We start from the raw sequence: 15,778 nt of genomic DNA, 5'->3' as shown, positions 1-15,778 counted from the left end.
ATTTTATTGTACCTTTTTGTTTTTATTGGTTTCATGCGGTTTTATCTTTTGAGGCTAATATTTAAATATTAATGTTATTAATGTTTACTATGGGGAGAGGGAGAATGTAAGGAGGTAAGTGATGGTGTTTATAGGGATGGTGGGCATATTGATGATTATCGTATATATATCCATCGCTTTTGAGGTCGATAGGAGAAGGAAGAATTATCTTAGTCCTAGCAGTAGGTATTTGTACAAAGGAAGGCGTGCCAACATAAAGAAAAGATGCTCAAGGTTAGTAAAAGTGCTGCTTTTCAGTACATGACTATTTCATTTCTCCAGACTCTTTCGATATTGCGGTCTAATGACTTCAGCCAATAAAGCCTGCTGGTGTAGACGAAGAAGTCCCGAAAAATCTCGGGGCTTTTTTTGTGCCTGAATTGAGTAATATCCCATTGGGAATATCTTTATTTTGGACGTTTTTGCTATAATAATGGACTTTTTTGAGATAATCTTTTGCATGATAGCCGTGTTGACGCCAAAGTAGAGGCGTAGTCAGGTGGAATGTGCGGCGTGCTGCACCCTCTCTATACCTTTCTGCACATCAGTGGCCTTATTTTCAACAACTAGACCGTTCTGGGGTAACAGTAAGCGGTCTAGACGCGTATAATATGCCACCGAATCCGCCCTTGACCGGGCAGATAGCAGGGATGTTTTACCCTTTGCCATTGCAGAGGTGCATCCCGGAGAGGTTTTCTACCTGAAGGAGAGATAAATGACGGCTACAGCCCCGGTGATAACCGTTGATGGGCCCAGTGGTGCAGGTAAAGGCACACTGTGTAAAGCACTGGCCGAGTCCCTTGGGTGGCGTTTGCTGGATTCGGGCGCGATTTACCGTGTTCTGGCTTTGGCGGCGCTGCATCACCAGGTGGATATCGCTTCTGAAGAGGCATTGGTCCCTCTGGCCGCACATCTCGACGTCCGCTTTGTTGCTCAGGACGGCAAGCTGCAGGTTATTTTGGAAGGTGAAGATGTCAGTAATGAGATCCGCACTGAAACGGTTGGCAACACCGCTTCGCAGGCGGCGGCATTTCCTCGGGTGCGTGAAGCCTTGCTGCGCCGCCAGCGTGCGTTTCGCGATATGCCTGGTCTGATTGCAGATGGCCGAGATATGGGCACCGTCGTGTTCCCTGACGCACCTGTGAAAATTTTCCTTGACGCCAGCGCTGAAGAGCGGGCGCATCGCCGTATGCTACAGTTGCAGGAAAAGGGCTTTAATGTTAACTTTGAACGTCTTTTAGCCGAGATAAAGGAACGGGATGACCGCGACCGTAATCGAGCTATTGCGCCACTGGTGCCGGCTCTTGATGCCCTCGTGCTGGATTCTACCAGCATGTCGATCGATGAAGTCATCCAGCGGGCGTTGGCATATGCACATGAAGTCTTGGCGTTGCCGCAGCAATAAGCGCGGCGGCGTTATTGGTTTTTTGTCATATTTGTCATTGTATTGCATGGTAGTATCTGAATATATCGGGTAAAATTTTACCCCTGTAACCTAAACCCTGTCGGCATGGAGCCTATGACGGGGTATGTGAAACAACCCCATTCGGCGGGATGCTAAATGGACGTTAAACTAAAGAACCCTGAAGATTAACAACATGACTGAATCTTTCGCTCAACTCTTTGAAGAATCCCTGAAAACAATCGAAACCCGTCCGGGTTCCATCGTTCGTGGCGTTGTTGTTGCTATCGATAAAGATGTCGTACTGGTTGACGCCGGTCTGAAATCTGAATCTGCCATTCCGGCTGAGCAATTCAAAAACGCACAGGGCGAACTGGAAATCCAGGTTGGTGACGAAGTTGATGTTGCGCTGGACGCTGTTGAAGATGGCTTCGGTGAAACTCTGCTGTCCCGTGAGAAAGCTAAGCGTCACGAAGCTTGGATCACGCTGGAAAAAGCTTACGAAGAAGCGGAAACTGTCGTCGGTATCATCAACGGCAAAGTGAAGGGTGGCTTCACTGTAGAGCTGAACGGTATTCGTGCGTTCCTGCCAGGTTCTCTGGTTGACGTGCGTCCGGTTCGCGACACTCTGCACCTGGAAGGCAAAGAGCTTGAGTTCAAAGTTATCAAGCTGGACCAGAAGCGCAACAACGTTGTTGTTTCTCGTCGTGCAGTCATCGAATCCGAGAACAGCGCAGAACGCGATCAACTGCTGGAAAACCTGCAGGAAGGCATGGAAGTTAAAGGTATCGTTAAGAACCTCACTGACTACGGTGCATTCGTTGATCTGGGCGGCGTTGACGGCCTGCTGCACATCACCGATATGGCTTGGAAACGCGTTAAGCATCCAAGCGAAATCGTCAACGTTGGCGACGAAATCACTGTTAAAGTGCTGAAGTTCGACCGCGAACGTACTCGTGTTTCTCTGGGCCTGAAGCAACTGGGCGAAGATCCATGGGTCGCTATCGCTAAACGTTACCCAGAAGGCACCAAGCTGACTGGTCGTGTAACCAACCTGACTGATTACGGCTGCTTCGTGGAAATCGAAGAAGGCGTTGAAGGCCTGGTACACGTTTCTGAAATGGATTGGACCAACAAAAACATCCATCCGTCCAAAGTTGTTAACGTGGGCGATGTAGTGGAAGTGATGGTTCTGGACATTGACGAAGAGCGTCGTCGTATTTCCCTGGGTCTGAAGCAGTGCAAAAACAACCCATGGCAGCAGTTCGCAGAAACCCACAACAAGGGCGACCGTGTTGAAGGTAAAATCAAGTCTATCACTGACTTCGGTATCTTCATCGGCCTGGACGGCGGCATCGACGGCCTGGTTCACCTGTCTGACATCTCCTGGAACGTTGCAGGCGAAGAAGCAGTTCGTGAATACAAGAAAGGCGACGAAATCGCAGCGGTTGTTCTGCAGGTTGACGCAGAGCGCGAGCGTATCTCCCTGGGTGTGAAGCAACTGGCTGAAGATCCATTCAATAACTACCTGTCTATGAACAAGAAAGGTACTATTGTTACGGGTAAAGTCACTGCAGTTGACGCCAAAGGTGCTACAGTTGAATTAGCAGGCGGGGTAGAAGGTTACCTGCGTGCATCTGAAGCCTCTCGCGACCGCATTGAAGATGCAACTCTGGTTCTGAATGTTGGTGATGAAGTTGAAGCTAAATTCACTGGCGTTGACCGTAAGAACCGCGTTGTAAGCCTGTCCGTACGTGCGAAGGACGAAGCTGACGAGAAAGATGCCATTGCTACGGTTAACAACAGCAAACCGGAAGAAAGCAACTTCTCTAACGCTATGGCTGAAGCCTTCAAAGCGGCTAAAGGCGAGTAATGACGGGGGGCGGTTTCTGGCCGCCCCGATACGGTAGTTTAGCTGCAAAGCTTGGAGGTACTATGACCAAGTCTGAACTTATTGAAAGACTTGCTGGCCAGCAATCTCATATTCCGGCGAAGGCCGTTGAGGATGCCGTGAAAGAGATGCTTGAGCACATGGCTGCAACGCTAGCCGAGGGTGAACGCATCGAGATCCGCGGATTCGGCAGTTTTTCTCTTCACTACCGTGCTCCGCGCGTTGGTCGTAACCCTAAGACGGGTGACAAAGTCGAGTTGGACGGCAAGTACGTTCCTCACTTCAAACCAGGTAAAGAGTTACGTGACCGCGCCAATATCTATGGCTAGTCTCTGACTATCCATAGCCTTGTTGCTTGTAAAGAATATGAAACGGTGCCTTCAGGGTGCCGTTTTTTTGCTTTTAGATCCCACGATTCCATCCCTTCCTGTTTCATCCGAGTTGCGAGCTAATACGTAATAAAGCTGCAAATGCAATGCTTGGAAGCAATAGCTTGCGTGCTGTTTCCATACATTGAAATCCGTTGCTGGCAGTTATTCCCCAGATAATTAATCTCTAGCCCAGCATAACGGGGTAGATAATGGTGATGGCTATCAGGATTTCAGTCGATATTGCAGCAATAGCGCTAGTATTGGGGATGCTACCCCTGCTTTTTTTACCGCAGTTACCGGCTTCGCAGTTGCTGATCGCACTCTCTATTCTGGCATTGCTGCTGTGGCGGCAAACGCAACAGAAATGGTGCCAATCGCTTTGTTGGTTATCGCTGGGTTTTGTCTTTGCCGCTTTAACTGCCAACAACGTGGTAAAGCAAATGACGTTACTGGCGAGTAGCAATGATGTTGAGGCTATCGTCTCGGTGAGTAGTGTAAAACTGGAAGGTATGGGGATGTCGAAAGTGCTTTTACGCATCGAACAGGCTAAAGGGCACCGATTGTTTCCTGCGATCTTTTTTACTGCCTACTGGCAGGGGAAAGCCTTGTGTGCAGGCCAGCGGTTAGCAATGAAAGTACGATTTCGGCCAATACATAGCAGCTTGAATGAGGGCGGCTTTGATGGTCAGCGTTGGGCTTTTGCTAACCGGCAGCCGCTCAGTGGCTATATTAAGTCGGCAAAGCACATCGACGAGCGTTGTGGCTGGCGGCAGTGGGTTATCAGCCGGGCAGATGAGCAAATGGGTGCCTTGCCTCACCGTGATATTTTGCTGGCTTTGGCGTTTGGTGAACGGGCATTAATTAGTAAGGAAACCCGCGATCTTTTTATTAAAACCGGGATCGCACATTTGATGGCGATTTCTGGCCTGCATATTTCGATGTCTGCAATCCTGCTGTGGGGATTGGTGCGTTTGGTGCAATATCCGCTGCCTGCCCGTTATATCGGCCACTGTTTACCTTTATTGATAAGCTGGTTTGCCATGTGGGTTTATGTCTGGTTAGCCGGTGCGCAACCTCCGGCACTGCGAACCGCTATCGCACTGTCTTTATGGCTAGTGCTGCGTTTGCGAGGGGTTACCTGTTCCTCTTGGCAAGTTTTGTTGTGGTGCGCTTGCCTTATTCTATTAAGCGATCCTCTGGCAGTGCTGTCAGACAGTTTCTGGCTTTCTGTACTGGCGGTTGCAGCGCTGATTTTTTGGTTCGAATGGGCACCTTTGCCTCAGCGCTTTAATTTATCCTGGTTCTGGGCACCGCTTCGCTGGTTGCATATTCAACTGGGTATGACGCTGTTGCTGTTGCCATTACAATTCGGCCTGTTCCATGGTGTCACCTGGACCTCGCTTCCGGCAAATCTGTGGGCCGTACCTATTATTTCACTGCTGTCTGTTCCACTGATTTTACTGGCCTTGATGCTCAGCTTTATCCCCGTAATGAGTGCCTTTTTATGGAGGCTGGCTGATATCACCGTTGACTGGGCGTTTTGGCCTTTACCATGGTTGGAGGTTGGTTGGGTGCAGATAGGGGTCACTTTGCTGCAATTCAGTGCTATTGGCTGGTTGATCGTAGCCTGCTGGCGTTTTTACTGGTGGTACAGTTTTCCCGTTGGTTGCCTGGCCGTATTGCTTTGTTGCCTGTTGTGGCGGGAACGGCAGCAGGACTACCGTTGGCGGGTAGATATGATTGACGTTGGCCATGGTTTAGCGGTGATTATCGAGCGCGAAGGGAAAGCGGTTATTTATGACAGCGGAGATGTGTGGGAGAGAACCAGCGCTGCTGAACGTTTTATTTTGCCTTATCTGCGTTGGCGGCAGGTTATTGTAGAACAGATTATTATTAGCCACAGCCATCAGGATCATAGTGGCGGGCTACCGGTCTTACAGGCTGCGTTCCCACAGGCCAGCGTCCGTTCACCATTAACTCATCAAGGCCATTTATCTTGTATCCAAGGGCAACGATGGTACTGGAGTGGGTTGCATTTTCAGGTACTGTGGCCACCACAGCAGAAAAAACATGCGAATAATGACGATTCTTGTATTGTTCGGATCGATGATGGCAAGCACAGCATTTTACTAACAGGCGATCTGGAACAACGTGGGGAGCAGGAATTGCTCAAGCAGCGTTCGGCTCTACCTGCCACTCTTTTACAAGTGCCACATCATGGTAGCAAGACTTCATCATCACCGCCGTTTTTGCGTGCGGTAGCACCGAAACTGGCTGTTGCATCGGCTTCTCGGTATAACACGTGGCGGTTACCAGCAGAAAAAATCATCAAGCGATACCGGGAGAATAATATTACCTGGCGAGATACTGCACACTCAGGACAGTTGAGTGTGCTATTTTTCGACAACGGCTGGCAGGTTAAAGGCTTTCGTGAGCAATTAATGCCCCGCTGGTACCATCAGCGGTTTGGCGTAGAGGACGATAATGAGTAGAATGGGCCGCTATTTCTTCCGATGCTGGTATCTGCATGATGAATGATAAAGATCTCTCCACTTGGCAGACGTTCCGTCGCCTCTGGCCGATGATCACTCCTTTTAAAACCGGGCTGATAGTGGCCGCTGTTGCGTTAATTTTAAACGCAGCAGGGGACACGCTAATGTTGTCCCTGCTTAAGCCGCTTTTAGATGATGGTTTTGGTAAAACGGATAGCCGTGTTTTGGTCTGGATGCCTCTGGTCGTTATTGGCCTGATGCTGATGCGTGGTGTGACCAGCTTTATTTCCAGTTATTGTATTTCCTGGGTGTCTGGCATGGTGGTGATGCATATGCGCCGCCGCTTATTCGGCCATATGATGAGAATGCCGGTGGCCTTTTTTGACCAACAATCCACCGGGACTTTATTGTCACGCATCACCTATGATTCTGAGCAGGTTGCTTCGTCATCTTCCAGCGCGCTGGTGACCGTCGTGCGTGAAGGGGCATCAATCATCGGCCTGTTCATCTTGATGTTCTATTACAGTTGGCAGCTTTCGCTCATTCTGATTGTGCTGGCGCCGATTGTCTCTTTTGCGATCCGGATGGTGTCTAAACGCTTCCGCAATATCAGCAAAAATATGCAAAACACCATGGGGCAGGTGACTACCAGCGCCGAGCAAATGCTGAAAGGGCACAAAGAGGTTTTGATCTTTGGTGGCCAGCAGGTGGAGACGGAGCGTTTCAACTCGGTCAGCAACCGCATGCGTCAGCAGGGGATGAAGCTGGTTTCTGCTTCTTCTATTTCTGATCCTATTATTCAGTTGATCGCCTCGTTGGCCTTGGCGTTTGTCCTGTTTGCGGCCAGCTTCCCGAGCGTAATGGAAACCTTGACCGCCGGTACGATTACCGTGGTGTTTTCTTCAATGATTGCCCTGATGCGCCCGCTGAAATCGCTGACTAACGTTAACGCCCAGTTCCAGCGCGGTATGGCCGCATGTCAGACTCTGTTCTCGATTCTGGATATGGAGCAGGAAAAGGATACCGGTACTCGCCAAGTGGAGCGTGCCAAAGGGGATATCGAATTCCGCAATGTGACGTTCTGTTATCCAGGGCGGGAAATCCCGGCGCTGCGTGATATCAATCTGAGTATCGCCGAGGGTAAAACAGTGGCGTTGGTTGGGCGTTCTGGTTCAGGCAAGTCAACCATTGCTAATCTATTGACGCGCTTTTATGACGTCCAGCAAGGCGAGATCCTGATGGATGGCCACGACTTGCGCGAATATACCCTAGCCTCATTGCGCGATCAGGTGGCGTTGGTCTCGCAGAATGTCCATCTGTTCAACGACACCATTGCCAACAATATTGCCTATGCTCGTGAGCAGCGTTACAGCCGTGAAGAGATAGAGAAAGCGGCACGTATGGCTTATGCCATGGACTTTATCGGCAAAATGGAGAATGGCCTGGATACGGTGATTGGTGAAAATGGTGTGATGCTTTCCGGTGGTCAGCGCCAGCGTATCGCGATTGCTCGTGCGTTACTGCGTGACTGCCCAATTCTGATCCTTGATGAAGCCACCTCTGCACTGGACACCGAATCCGAGCGTGCCATTCAGGCCGCACTGGATGAGTTGCAGAAAAACCGTACCTCGCTAGTTATTGCGCACCGTCTGTCTACCATTGAGAAAGCGGATGAAATCCTGGTAGTTGAGGATGGACAGATCGTTGAACGTGGTCAGCACGCGGCACTGATTGAGCAACGGGGTGTTTACGCACAGCTTCACCGTATGCAGTTTGGTCAGTAATGATAGAACGTATCTGGTCCGGTAGCTCACTGATTTATCTACTCTTGCTGCCGCTTTCCTGGCTGTATGGTCTGGTTAGCGGCGTCATTCGGTACAGTTATCGTGTGGGTTTACGTAAAAGTTGGCGTGCGCCCGTGCCGGTGGTGGTAGTGGGGAACTTGACGGCCGGCGGCAACGGCAAAACCCCTATGGTGATCTGGTTGGTGGAGCATCTTCAGCAGCGAGGTTATCGTGTGGGGGTTGTTTCCAGAGGATATGGCGGAAAATCAGCGGTGTACCCTCTGGTGCTGAATGCACAAACTACAACGCAGCAGGCCGGTGATGAGCCAGTGCTGATCTATCAGCGTACCGGAGCGCCGGTGGCGATTTCCCCTAAGCGTACTGAGGCTGTTCAAGCATTGCTACAACAGGGTGAACTTGATGTGGTGATTACTGACGACGGCCTTCAGCATTATGCTTTGCAGCGTGATTTTGAATTAGTGGTTATTGACGGCGTACGCCGCTTTGGCAATGGCTGGTGGTTACCGGCGGGGCCAATGCGTGAGCGCGCTGCACGTTTGAAGACGGTGGATGCCTGCGTCGCTAATGGTGGTGTTGCGCAACCGGGTGAAATTGCCATGAAACTCCAAGCGCTGGATGCGGTGAATCTGGCGAGTGGTGAACGATGCCCGGCAACCGAACTGCCACATGTAGTCGCAATGGCCGGAATCGGTCATCCGCCGCGCTTTTTCGCCACGCTGGAAAAACTGGGTGTTGAGGTTGAAGGTGAAATCCCGTTTGCCGATCACCAGGATTACACTCATGCGCAGTTGGTTACGTTGACGAAAGCAGGGCAGACGCTGCTGATGACTGAAAAAGATGCGGTGAAATGCCGTAATTTCGCCCAGCCTGACTGGTGGTTTTTACCGGTTGATGCGGTACTTCCTGCCGATCAGGCTGAGCGGCTATTACAAGATATCGAGAAACTGCTCAAATAAATCAGGCCTCCAGCGCGCATATCCCTAATGCTTGCGCGCAGGCCTGCAATGAACGCTGTTGCGTCTGTTGATACAGCTCCAACTCATCAATCACTTCTGCTCCTAATGCCTGTTCAAATGCGGTACGGCTTGACGCTGTGCCGTATTGTGTATGGCGGCTATCGCCGAGATTGGACTGAAAAATCCCTGCGGCGCTGACTGGTAGAAAATCCTCATACACCAAGGGCTGGAAGCGGATGTAATCAAGCGCGATAAGCTGCTCCAGAGAGCGGTGTTTATCTATAGTCTCTTTAGCGGCCAGACCGCATTCTGTTGGGAAATAGCGGAACCAGGCCAATCGTTGCTCGCGCAGCGTGGCGTAATCATCTGGAAATGCCTGGAAATTTTCGGCCAGTAATTGATTGTACTGCGCAGCATTTTTTTCAGTGGCCGGAGTTTGCAATGCGTCATTGGTAGCCTGTAACAGACGATCGTAAAGTGCACGCCCTTTGGGAGTAAGCGCAACTCCTCGCTGCTCGATTTCACCGAAACGCGCGGTATGGTGTCCGGCAACTTCATGGCCATCATGCTCGATAAAGGCGACATCTTCTTCTAACGCCTTAAAACTGGTCTGGCGCAGCAGGATCGGGCAGTTGCGCGGTGGCGGGCCTTCAATCACCGCTTTAGGCGTAATGCCGCGTCCTGGCATCGCCAGCTGTACCCGATCGATATCCAACGTGCGCGGTGTCAGATGATTAATATGCGGGCCTTTGAAAGCGACCACATCGGCAATCAAGCGGTGTTGATCGTGCAACTGTTGATATTCACTGGCGCTCACCGTGGCCTGACTGTGCCAACGGAATGTTTCTAGCGCCTGTGCAATGAATTCTTGTGCCTGCTCTTCATCCAATCCACCTTGCGCATCATGTAGCGTAATTAACTCCAACGCTCGCTCGGTAAAGATACGGCGACGGGCTAACAGCTGTTGGGCCAACTCACGCAACGGCACATTTTCAATCAGTTCGAGCCGCAGCAAAGAAGTAAATACCCGGAACGGGCTGAGCTGCAGCGCGCTTTCATGCACGGCACGAAATGCGGTGGAGTGAACAGGCACACCGGCAACGGCCAAGTCATAGTAACCCACGGGAGACATGCCCATCACAGCAAACAGACGCCGTAATGTCTTCAATTCCTCAGCGGTGCCTACGCGGATAGCGCCATGACGCTCCATGGTCAGCCGGTTAATTTCGCCGGTAATTTGCAACTGGTTGGCCAAGACGGCGTCTTCACTCAGAACTTGCCGATTAGTCTCCGCCACGAGTTCGACCAGCGCGCCATATAACGGCACCTCTTTCTGATACATGATCGACATTGCCTTGGAAAATCGGGCACGAATTTCATTCGGTGAGACGAACTGCTGGGCAGTCATGCGCATAGCTCCTTGGGTTAATTAAAGTCTGAGTAATGTGGTTTATACACTTCATATTTTAAGTTGCCTGGGTGTTGGCTGTGCCCTGTCGCCCCAGTCACATAGCGGGTTATGCGCTTGGAATCTCCAGTGTTTGCCGCTACAAGCAACTCGAATTATTTTGTGTATAGTGCTGGCCAGAAAGTCACTCACCTTGTTTTCACCTGAAGTTTAGCCAGCTCGTTTGGGATTTGTTATAGATTGGCTAACGATATTAGAGTTTTATGCGTTAGCTCTCATTTGGTTTTGCTGATGAGGTAGGCGGATGCTAATAACATCTGCTAACAGGGAGAAAATATTGTGATAAACCTCTTGTGTTGGTGGGGGTTTTATGAGTTAATACCACTCGGCCTGTGATACAGACCTATTTATGTTTGAGTTTAGAGTTAAGTAGTTCCTCCCAAAACGTTATCATCTGATTCCGCTTCAAAGACGAACCTTCTAAGTACCTCCCATAAGTAATGATTCTGAAAACGGCCAAATCGCCTCGTGGTAGGTTGTGTAAATATATTTAAAAGGTAATAGTAATGTCTAAGAAAATGGGTCAGGTTAAGTGGTTCAACGAAAGCAAAGGTTTTGGTTTCATTGAACAACAAGACGGTGGTAAAGATGTGTTCGTACACTTCTCTGCAATCATGACCGACGGTTTCAAGACCCTGGCAGAAGGTCAGCGTGTTGAGTATACCATCCAGGACAGCCCGCGCGGGCCGGCTGCCGCCAACGTTGTTGCTCTGTAAATCCACAGGGAATAACGTATAGAGAACTTGATACAACCATAATGACGCATTTATGCTGAGTTATTGCGGAAGATATTAAGTTCAACAAGCCCGCCAAAGTGCGGGTTTTTTATTTTTTGCTCACGAGAGGTTTGTTACGAGAAACTTTAGGATGGGCTGGTAGCATCCAAACAATAATAAAAATGATGTTGTTAAGGATGCACAAGTGAAAGGAATTAAATTATGTTTAAAAATACTGTGTTAAAAATGGGCCGTGTGAAGTGGTTTGATCAGAGCGAAGGCTATGGTGTTATTTCTCCGGTTGATGGTAGTGACGAAATTTATGTTAGCCGCCGCGCTATCGCCAATACCAAGAATAAATCGTTAAATGAAGGTCAGAACGTCGAGTTCTCGATCTATCGTAGCTCTCACGGGCTGTCTGCGGCAGACGTTATCGCGTTCTGACCCACCCCTTCCTCGCCAGTGCCGGTGCCGCCACCCCATGCACTGGCGAAGAAAAATTCTTCGATATCCTTTATGATCAGGCGATTGTTCAATCACCTGGGATATCAAGATGCCAACCCCTGTTATTTCGCTTTCTTCTGCCCGCGCGCTTCATCTTGCCGCTCAAGGGCTGCTGTCCCCCGTTAAACGCAAAGCCAAACCAGCAGATGTGATCGATGCCATAGAACGCATGGGGTTGCTGCAAATCGATACGATCAGCGTGGTCGCGCGTAGCCCTTATCTGGTGCTGTTCAGCCGCCTGGGTGACTATCAGCCGGCATGGTTGGAGCAGGCTTTGGCCGATCGCAAACTGTTTGAGTATTGGGCGCATGAAGCCTGTTTCCTCCCTATTGATGATTTCGGATTGCTACGCCACCGTATGCTGGATCCGCAGGGAATGGGCTGGAAACACTCACAAGCGTGGGTGGAAAAACACCATGTAGCCATTGATGCACTCTTGCAGCATGTTGCTACCCAAGGGCCGGTGCGTTCGGCAGACTTCACCGCCGAAAAGAAAGGCGCTAATGGCTGGTGGGATTGGAAACCGGAAAAACGTCATCTTGAGATTCTGTTTACCACCGGTAAGTTGATGGTGGCCGAGCGCCGTAACTTTCATCGCGTCTACGATCTTACTGAGCGATTACTGCCTGATTGGGATGACAGTATCCATGCTTTGCCGCAGGCTGAGGCCCAGCAGGAAATGCTGCGCCGTAGTTGCCGCTATCTAGGAGTTTTCAAAGCGGAATGGCTGGCGGATTACTATCGCTTAAAGCGAGTGGCTCCCAAAAAATTGTTAGCAACGCTGCTACAACAGGGGGAGATTCTGCCTGTTGAAATCAGCGGGCTGGAAGGTGAATTCTATGTGCATCAGTCGTTGGCCGCCGAGTTGGCATTGGCTGAACAAGGGAAACTGAAATCCAGCGTGACCAGTTTGCTCTCTCCCTTTGACCCGGTGGTATGGGATCGCCGCCGTGCATTAGAGCTGTTCAACTTCGATTACCGGCTGGAATGTTACACGCCGAAGGAAAAACGCCAGTACGGCTACTTCACGTTGCCGCTATTGCAGCGGGGTGAACTGATCGGCCGAGTTGATGCAAAAATGCATCGTAAGCTTGGCATTTTTGAAATCATCAGTTTTCATCTGGAGCCGAAAACCAAGTTGAACAAGCAGCGTTGCCAGGATATCCAGCAGGCGATAACCCGCACGGCGAAGTGGCACGGTGCGCAACAGGTCACTCTCGGAGACATACCGGCTCAGTTGGCAATGGCGTGGGCGGCAGGGTGGCATGTGGAATAACGGATTTCGCGAGTAAATCAGGCGGTGATTAACCTGCCTTATAGCGTTATGCTATCCTCACGCACTTTCCCTGATGCCTATATCCCTTGGAGGAAGCATGGATCACCGTTTACTCGAAATCGTTGCCTGCCCGGTCTGCAACGGTAAGCTCTATTTCAATAAAGAAAACCAGGAACTGGTCTGTAAAGTGGACGGCCTGGCCTACCCACTGCGCGATGGTATTCCGGTGTTGCTGGAAAACGAAGCGCGTTCACTGTCACTGGATGAGAAACACGCATGAGTTTTATCGCTATTATTCCTGCTCGTTATGCGTCCACCCGTTTGCCGGGTAAACCGCTGGCCGATATCCACGGTAAACCGATGGTGGTTCACGTGATGGAGCGCGCCCGGGAATCCGGTGCTTCCCGCGTGATTGTTGCCACCGATCATCCCGAAGTGGCCAAAGCGGTGGAGGCGGCCGGCGGCGAGGTTTGTATGACCAGCCCCGACCACCACTCAGGTACCGAGCGTTTGGCGGAGGTGATCGAGAAATGCGGCTTTACTGACGATCAAATCATCGTCAACGTGCAGGGTGATGAGCCTCTGATTCCGCCGATAATCGTCCGCCAGGTAGCCGAGAATCTCGCGTCTTGCGAGGCTGGAATGGCGACGTTGGCCGTGCCAATCGAAACCGCCGAAGAGGCGTTTAACCCGAATGCCGTCAAGGTGGTGATGGATGCACAGGGCTATGCGCTCTATTTCTCGCGCGCCACCATCCCGTGGGATCGCGAACGCTTTGCCCAATCGAAAGAGAGCATCGGTGACAGCCTGCTGCGCCATATCGGCATTTATGCCTACCGTGCCGGTTTTGTGCGCCGCTACGTGAGCTGGCAGCCCAGTCAGCTTGAGCAGATCGAACTGCTGGAACAGCTCCGCGTGCTGTGGTACGGCGAAAAAATTCACGTTGCGGTGGCAAAAGCCATTCCGAGCGTGGGCGTTGATACGCCAGAAGATTTGCAGCGCGTGCGGGACAGCATTAAAAACTGATTATTCTGTCGGCCAGATCACTCTGGCCGCTTCATTTCTTGCTCCTTTATCTCCATTTTATTGATCTGCGTTGAAGAATTTCGTTGTCTACCGTTCAATGATGTAGGGCGCTTTTCCTTAACCTAGAGGGTTTTGCCCAATGGAGCAGTTGCGTGCCGAATTGAGTGTGGTGCTGGGTGAATCAATCGGTCGCCTTGAGCGTGTCAGCGAGCAGCCTTATGCACATATGTATTCGCTGTATGATCAACAGGATCACGCGATTCCGTTGATGGCGAAAAGCTTTGTTTGTGAGGGGATCGCGCAGCAGGAGGCTTATAAGCTCTCTATGTTGGCACGTGAAGGGGACATTCGTCTGCCGACGGTTTATGGCATGGTGTACAGCCACCAATCCCCCTATAAAGAGATTTTGCTGATCGAGCGCCTGCGCGGCGTCTCGGTTGAAGCACCCACGCGCACCCCCGATCGCTGGGACATGCTGATGGACCAGATTATCGATGGTGTATTGGCTTGGCACCGTATCGATAGCCACGGCTGCGTCGGTACGGTAGACAGCACCCAGGAAAATGATTGGTTCTGCTGGTATCAGCAGCGTGTTGAAGTACTGTGGTCAACGCTCAGTAATCTCAACTCGCCGCTGTTCACCATGGCCGATCGCCGTCTGCTTTATCGCACGCGAGAAGCGCTGCCCAATTTTTTTGCCGGTTTTGACGATCCTTGCGTGTTGGTGCATGGCAATCTTTCGTTGCGCAGCATGCTGAAAGATGCCAAAACCGATCAGCTATTGGCGATGCTCAATCCTGGGATGATGCTGTGGGCTCCGCGGGAGTATGAGCTGTTCAGGCTGTGTGAGGCGGGGATGCCGGATCAGTTGCTGTTTCGCTATCTGCAACGCGCACCAGTGGCAGAGTTGTTCCTGGTGCGTCGCTGGCTGTATGCGGTGTGGGAAGCAGTGGGCCGGATGATTCACACCGGCAAACTGGATCGTATGTTGTTCGATCAGGCGGCAAAACAGTTGCTGCCCTGGCTGGCCGATTAATTACTGCGAGTCTGACATTGTTTCGTGATCCCCTTTCAATTGCTGCCACAGGCTGCCAAGGGTTTCATACACCGCGCGCTCACTGTGGCCGAGGAATATCGATGATGGCATGACCCGATCCCAAATATTGAGCGGTGAACTGATCGCCATTTGGTTGGCCGGAGCCGGGATCGGGTGTAACCCTTGGGCTTGGAAAAAACGCATCGCGCGCGGCAGATGGTTGGCAGAAGTCACTAAAATAAAGGGTTTCTCTCCCACTAACTTAGCCACTTGCGCGGCTTCTTGTTCCGTATCCAACGGGCGATCCAGAATCACGATATCGTCGTGTGGCACCCCTAGGCTTTCAGCCACGCGCGCTGCGGTGGCGGCATTGCTCAAGGTATTGGCCCCGCGAGCGCCGGTAAACACCATCTTGCTACCGGGATGAGAGAGGTATAGCCTGACACCTTCCGTGACCCGCGGCAGACTGTTGCCGATCAGGTTGGAACTCGGAGCCCAGTCTGGGTTGAAAGTGTAACCGCCGCCCAGTACCACGATATAATCAACCCGATCGTCGCCCCGGTAAGTGACATAGTGGGATTCGAGCGGCCGCAGTAAACGATCGGCTACCGGTTGCAGGCTTAAAAGCAGTAAAAACAGCCAACTCAGGCTCAAAATCGCTTTGCCACTTTTTTGCCAACGGGTGAACCACAGCAGCAGTAGCGCCAACCCCATCAGCAAAAGCAGGGCGGGTAACGGCATAAACAGGTTGCCGATGAACTTTTTCAGATTAAACAGCATCAAAAATCAGGTCCTT

Annotated in this window: 14 protein-coding genes; 12 read left to right on the top strand and 2 right to left on the bottom strand. The window is 51.1% G+C overall.

The features are described 5' to 3' along the window. Positions 1 to 754: 754 nt before the first annotated feature. The 6 genes from cmk to lpxK all read left to right on the top strand — a co-directional run bounded on the left by cmk (position 755) and on the right by lpxK (position 8,956). The gene (gene cmk / locus AC2A1E_RS07845) at positions 755 to 1,444 is read left to right on the top strand and encodes a (d)CMP kinase (protein ID WP_459402174.1); all 690 of its coding nucleotides are present in this window, start codon (positions 755 to 757) and stop codon (positions 1,442 to 1,444) included. A 193-nt stretch (positions 1,445 to 1,637) separates the two neighbouring features. Then, positions 1,638 to 3,314 carry a 30S ribosomal protein S1 gene (gene rpsA, locus AC2A1E_RS07840; protein ID WP_076942236.1) on the top strand — a complete coding sequence of 559 codons (1,677 nt, stop codon included), beginning with the start codon at positions 1,638 to 1,640 and terminating at the stop codon, positions 3,312 to 3,314. Between the two features lie 62 nt (positions 3,315 to 3,376). Continuing rightward, complete coding sequence (gene ihfB, locus AC2A1E_RS07835) at positions 3,377 to 3,661, top strand: integration host factor subunit beta (RefSeq protein ID WP_004928264.1); 285 nt, start codon at positions 3,377 to 3,379, stop codon at positions 3,659 to 3,661. A 257-nt stretch (positions 3,662 to 3,918) separates the two neighbouring features. Then, positions 3,919 to 6,195: a ComEC family protein gene (locus AC2A1E_RS07830; protein ID WP_484383344.1), complete on the top strand. Its 2,277-nt coding sequence runs from the start codon at positions 3,919 to 3,921 to the stop codon at positions 6,193 to 6,195. 35 nt (positions 6,196 to 6,230) lie between these two features. Continuing rightward, positions 6,231 to 7,979 carry a lipid A ABC transporter ATP-binding protein/permease MsbA gene (msbA, locus tag AC2A1E_RS07825; RefSeq protein WP_484383280.1) on the top strand — a complete coding sequence of 583 codons (1,749 nt, stop codon included), beginning with the start codon at positions 6,231 to 6,233 and terminating at the stop codon, positions 7,977 to 7,979. Beyond that, entirely contained in the window at positions 7,979 to 8,956 is a 978-nt protein-coding gene (gene lpxK / locus AC2A1E_RS07820; RefSeq protein WP_484383279.1) for a tetraacyldisaccharide 4'-kinase, read from the top strand. The genes msbA and lpxK overlap by 1 nt, the downstream gene beginning before the upstream one ends. 1 nt (position 8,957) lies before the next feature. Here lpxK and hglS read toward each other — a convergent pair whose 3' ends face one another. Beyond that, positions 8,958 to 10,364 carry a 2-oxoadipate dioxygenase/decarboxylase HglS gene (hglS, locus tag AC2A1E_RS07815; protein WP_484383278.1) on the bottom strand — a complete coding sequence of 469 codons (1,407 nt, stop codon included), beginning with the start codon at positions 10,362 to 10,364 and terminating at the stop codon, positions 8,958 to 8,960. A 566-nt stretch (positions 10,365 to 10,930) separates the two neighbouring features. Here hglS and cspE point away from each other — a divergent pair. From cspE to AC2A1E_RS07785, 6 genes are all read left to right on the top strand, one after another. After that, positions 10,931 to 11,140, top strand: a complete 210-nt coding sequence (gene cspE, locus AC2A1E_RS07810) for a transcription antiterminator/RNA stability regulator CspE (RefSeq protein WP_037393997.1) — start codon at positions 10,931 to 10,933, stop codon at positions 11,138 to 11,140. A gap of 222 nt (positions 11,141 to 11,362) precedes the next feature. Continuing rightward, positions 11,363 to 11,584 (top strand): cold-shock protein, encoded by a 222-nt coding sequence (locus tag AC2A1E_RS07805; protein ID WP_459402178.1) that lies wholly within the window; start codon positions 11,363 to 11,365, stop codon positions 11,582 to 11,584. Positions 11,585 to 11,693: 109 nt separating this feature from the next. Next, on the top strand, positions 11,694 to 12,920 hold the full coding sequence (locus AC2A1E_RS07800; protein ID WP_484383277.1) for a winged helix-turn-helix domain-containing protein: 1,227 nt from the start codon (positions 11,694 to 11,696) through the stop codon (positions 12,918 to 12,920). A 97-nt stretch (positions 12,921 to 13,017) separates the two neighbouring features. Then, positions 13,018 to 13,200, top strand: coding sequence for a Trm112 family protein (locus AC2A1E_RS07795; protein ID WP_004942667.1), 183 nt, complete (start codon positions 13,018 to 13,020; stop codon positions 13,198 to 13,200). After that, on the top strand, positions 13,197 to 13,946 hold the full coding sequence (kdsB, locus tag AC2A1E_RS07790; protein WP_484383276.1) for a 3-deoxy-manno-octulosonate cytidylyltransferase: 750 nt from the start codon (positions 13,197 to 13,199) through the stop codon (positions 13,944 to 13,946). The genes AC2A1E_RS07795 and kdsB overlap by 4 nt, the downstream gene beginning before the upstream one ends. A 139-nt stretch (positions 13,947 to 14,085) precedes the next feature. Then, a complete protein-coding gene (locus tag AC2A1E_RS07785) occupies positions 14,086 to 14,982 on the top strand; it encodes a YcbJ family phosphotransferase (RefSeq protein WP_484383275.1) in 897 nt (298 codons plus the stop codon). Here the strand turns inward: AC2A1E_RS07785 and elyC are convergent, their stop codons facing one another. Next, positions 14,983 to 15,762 (bottom strand): envelope biogenesis factor ElyC, encoded by a 780-nt coding sequence (gene elyC / locus AC2A1E_RS07780; protein WP_484383343.1) that lies wholly within the window; start codon positions 15,760 to 15,762, stop codon positions 14,983 to 14,985. It abuts the gene before it with no gap. Positions 15,763 to 15,778: the final 16 nt, after the last annotated feature.

This window comes from Serratia sp. HNCC26DJ206, assembly GCF_057180605.1.
Note: the sequence above shows the minus strand (reverse complement) of the source record. Positions and strands in the feature narration are given on the sequence as shown.

Excerpts from the sequence above, each read along its gene's own strand:
- msbA (WP_484383280.1), top strand. The coding sequence starts at position 6,231 with ATGATGAATGATAAAGATCTCTCCACTTGGCAGACGTTCCGTCGCCTC.
- AC2A1E_RS07785 (WP_484383275.1), top strand. The coding sequence starts at position 14,086 with ATGGAGCAGTTGCGTGCCGAATTGAGTGTGGTGCTGGGTGAATCAATC.
- lpxK (WP_484383279.1), top strand. The coding sequence starts at position 7,979 with ATGATAGAACGTATCTGGTCCGGTAGCTCACTGATTTATCTACTCTTG.
- AC2A1E_RS07830 (WP_484383344.1), top strand. The coding sequence starts at position 3,919 with ATGGCTATCAGGATTTCAGTCGATATTGCAGCAATAGCGCTAGTATTG.
- kdsB (WP_484383276.1), top strand. The coding sequence starts at position 13,197 with ATGAGTTTTATCGCTATTATTCCTGCTCGTTATGCGTCCACCCGTTTG.
- elyC (WP_484383343.1), bottom strand. The coding sequence starts at position 15,762 with ATGCTGTTTAATCTGAAAAAGTTCATCGGCAACCTGTTTATGCCGTTA.
- hglS (WP_484383278.1), bottom strand. The coding sequence starts at position 10,364 with ATGACTGCCCAGCAGTTCGTCTCACCGAATGAAATTCGTGCCCGATTT.
- AC2A1E_RS07805 (WP_459402178.1), top strand. The coding sequence starts at position 11,363 with ATGTTTAAAAATACTGTGTTAAAAATGGGCCGTGTGAAGTGGTTTGAT.
- cmk (WP_459402174.1), top strand. The coding sequence starts at position 755 with ATGACGGCTACAGCCCCGGTGATAACCGTTGATGGGCCCAGTGGTGCA.
- cspE (WP_037393997.1), top strand. The coding sequence starts at position 10,931 with ATGTCTAAGAAAATGGGTCAGGTTAAGTGGTTCAACGAAAGCAAAGGT.
- rpsA (WP_076942236.1), top strand. The coding sequence starts at position 1,638 with ATGACTGAATCTTTCGCTCAACTCTTTGAAGAATCCCTGAAAACAATC.
- AC2A1E_RS07795 (WP_004942667.1), top strand. The coding sequence starts at position 13,018 with ATGGATCACCGTTTACTCGAAATCGTTGCCTGCCCGGTCTGCAACGGT.
- AC2A1E_RS07800 (WP_484383277.1), top strand. The coding sequence starts at position 11,694 with ATGCCAACCCCTGTTATTTCGCTTTCTTCTGCCCGCGCGCTTCATCTT.
- ihfB (WP_004928264.1), top strand. The coding sequence starts at position 3,377 with ATGACCAAGTCTGAACTTATTGAAAGACTTGCTGGCCAGCAATCTCAT.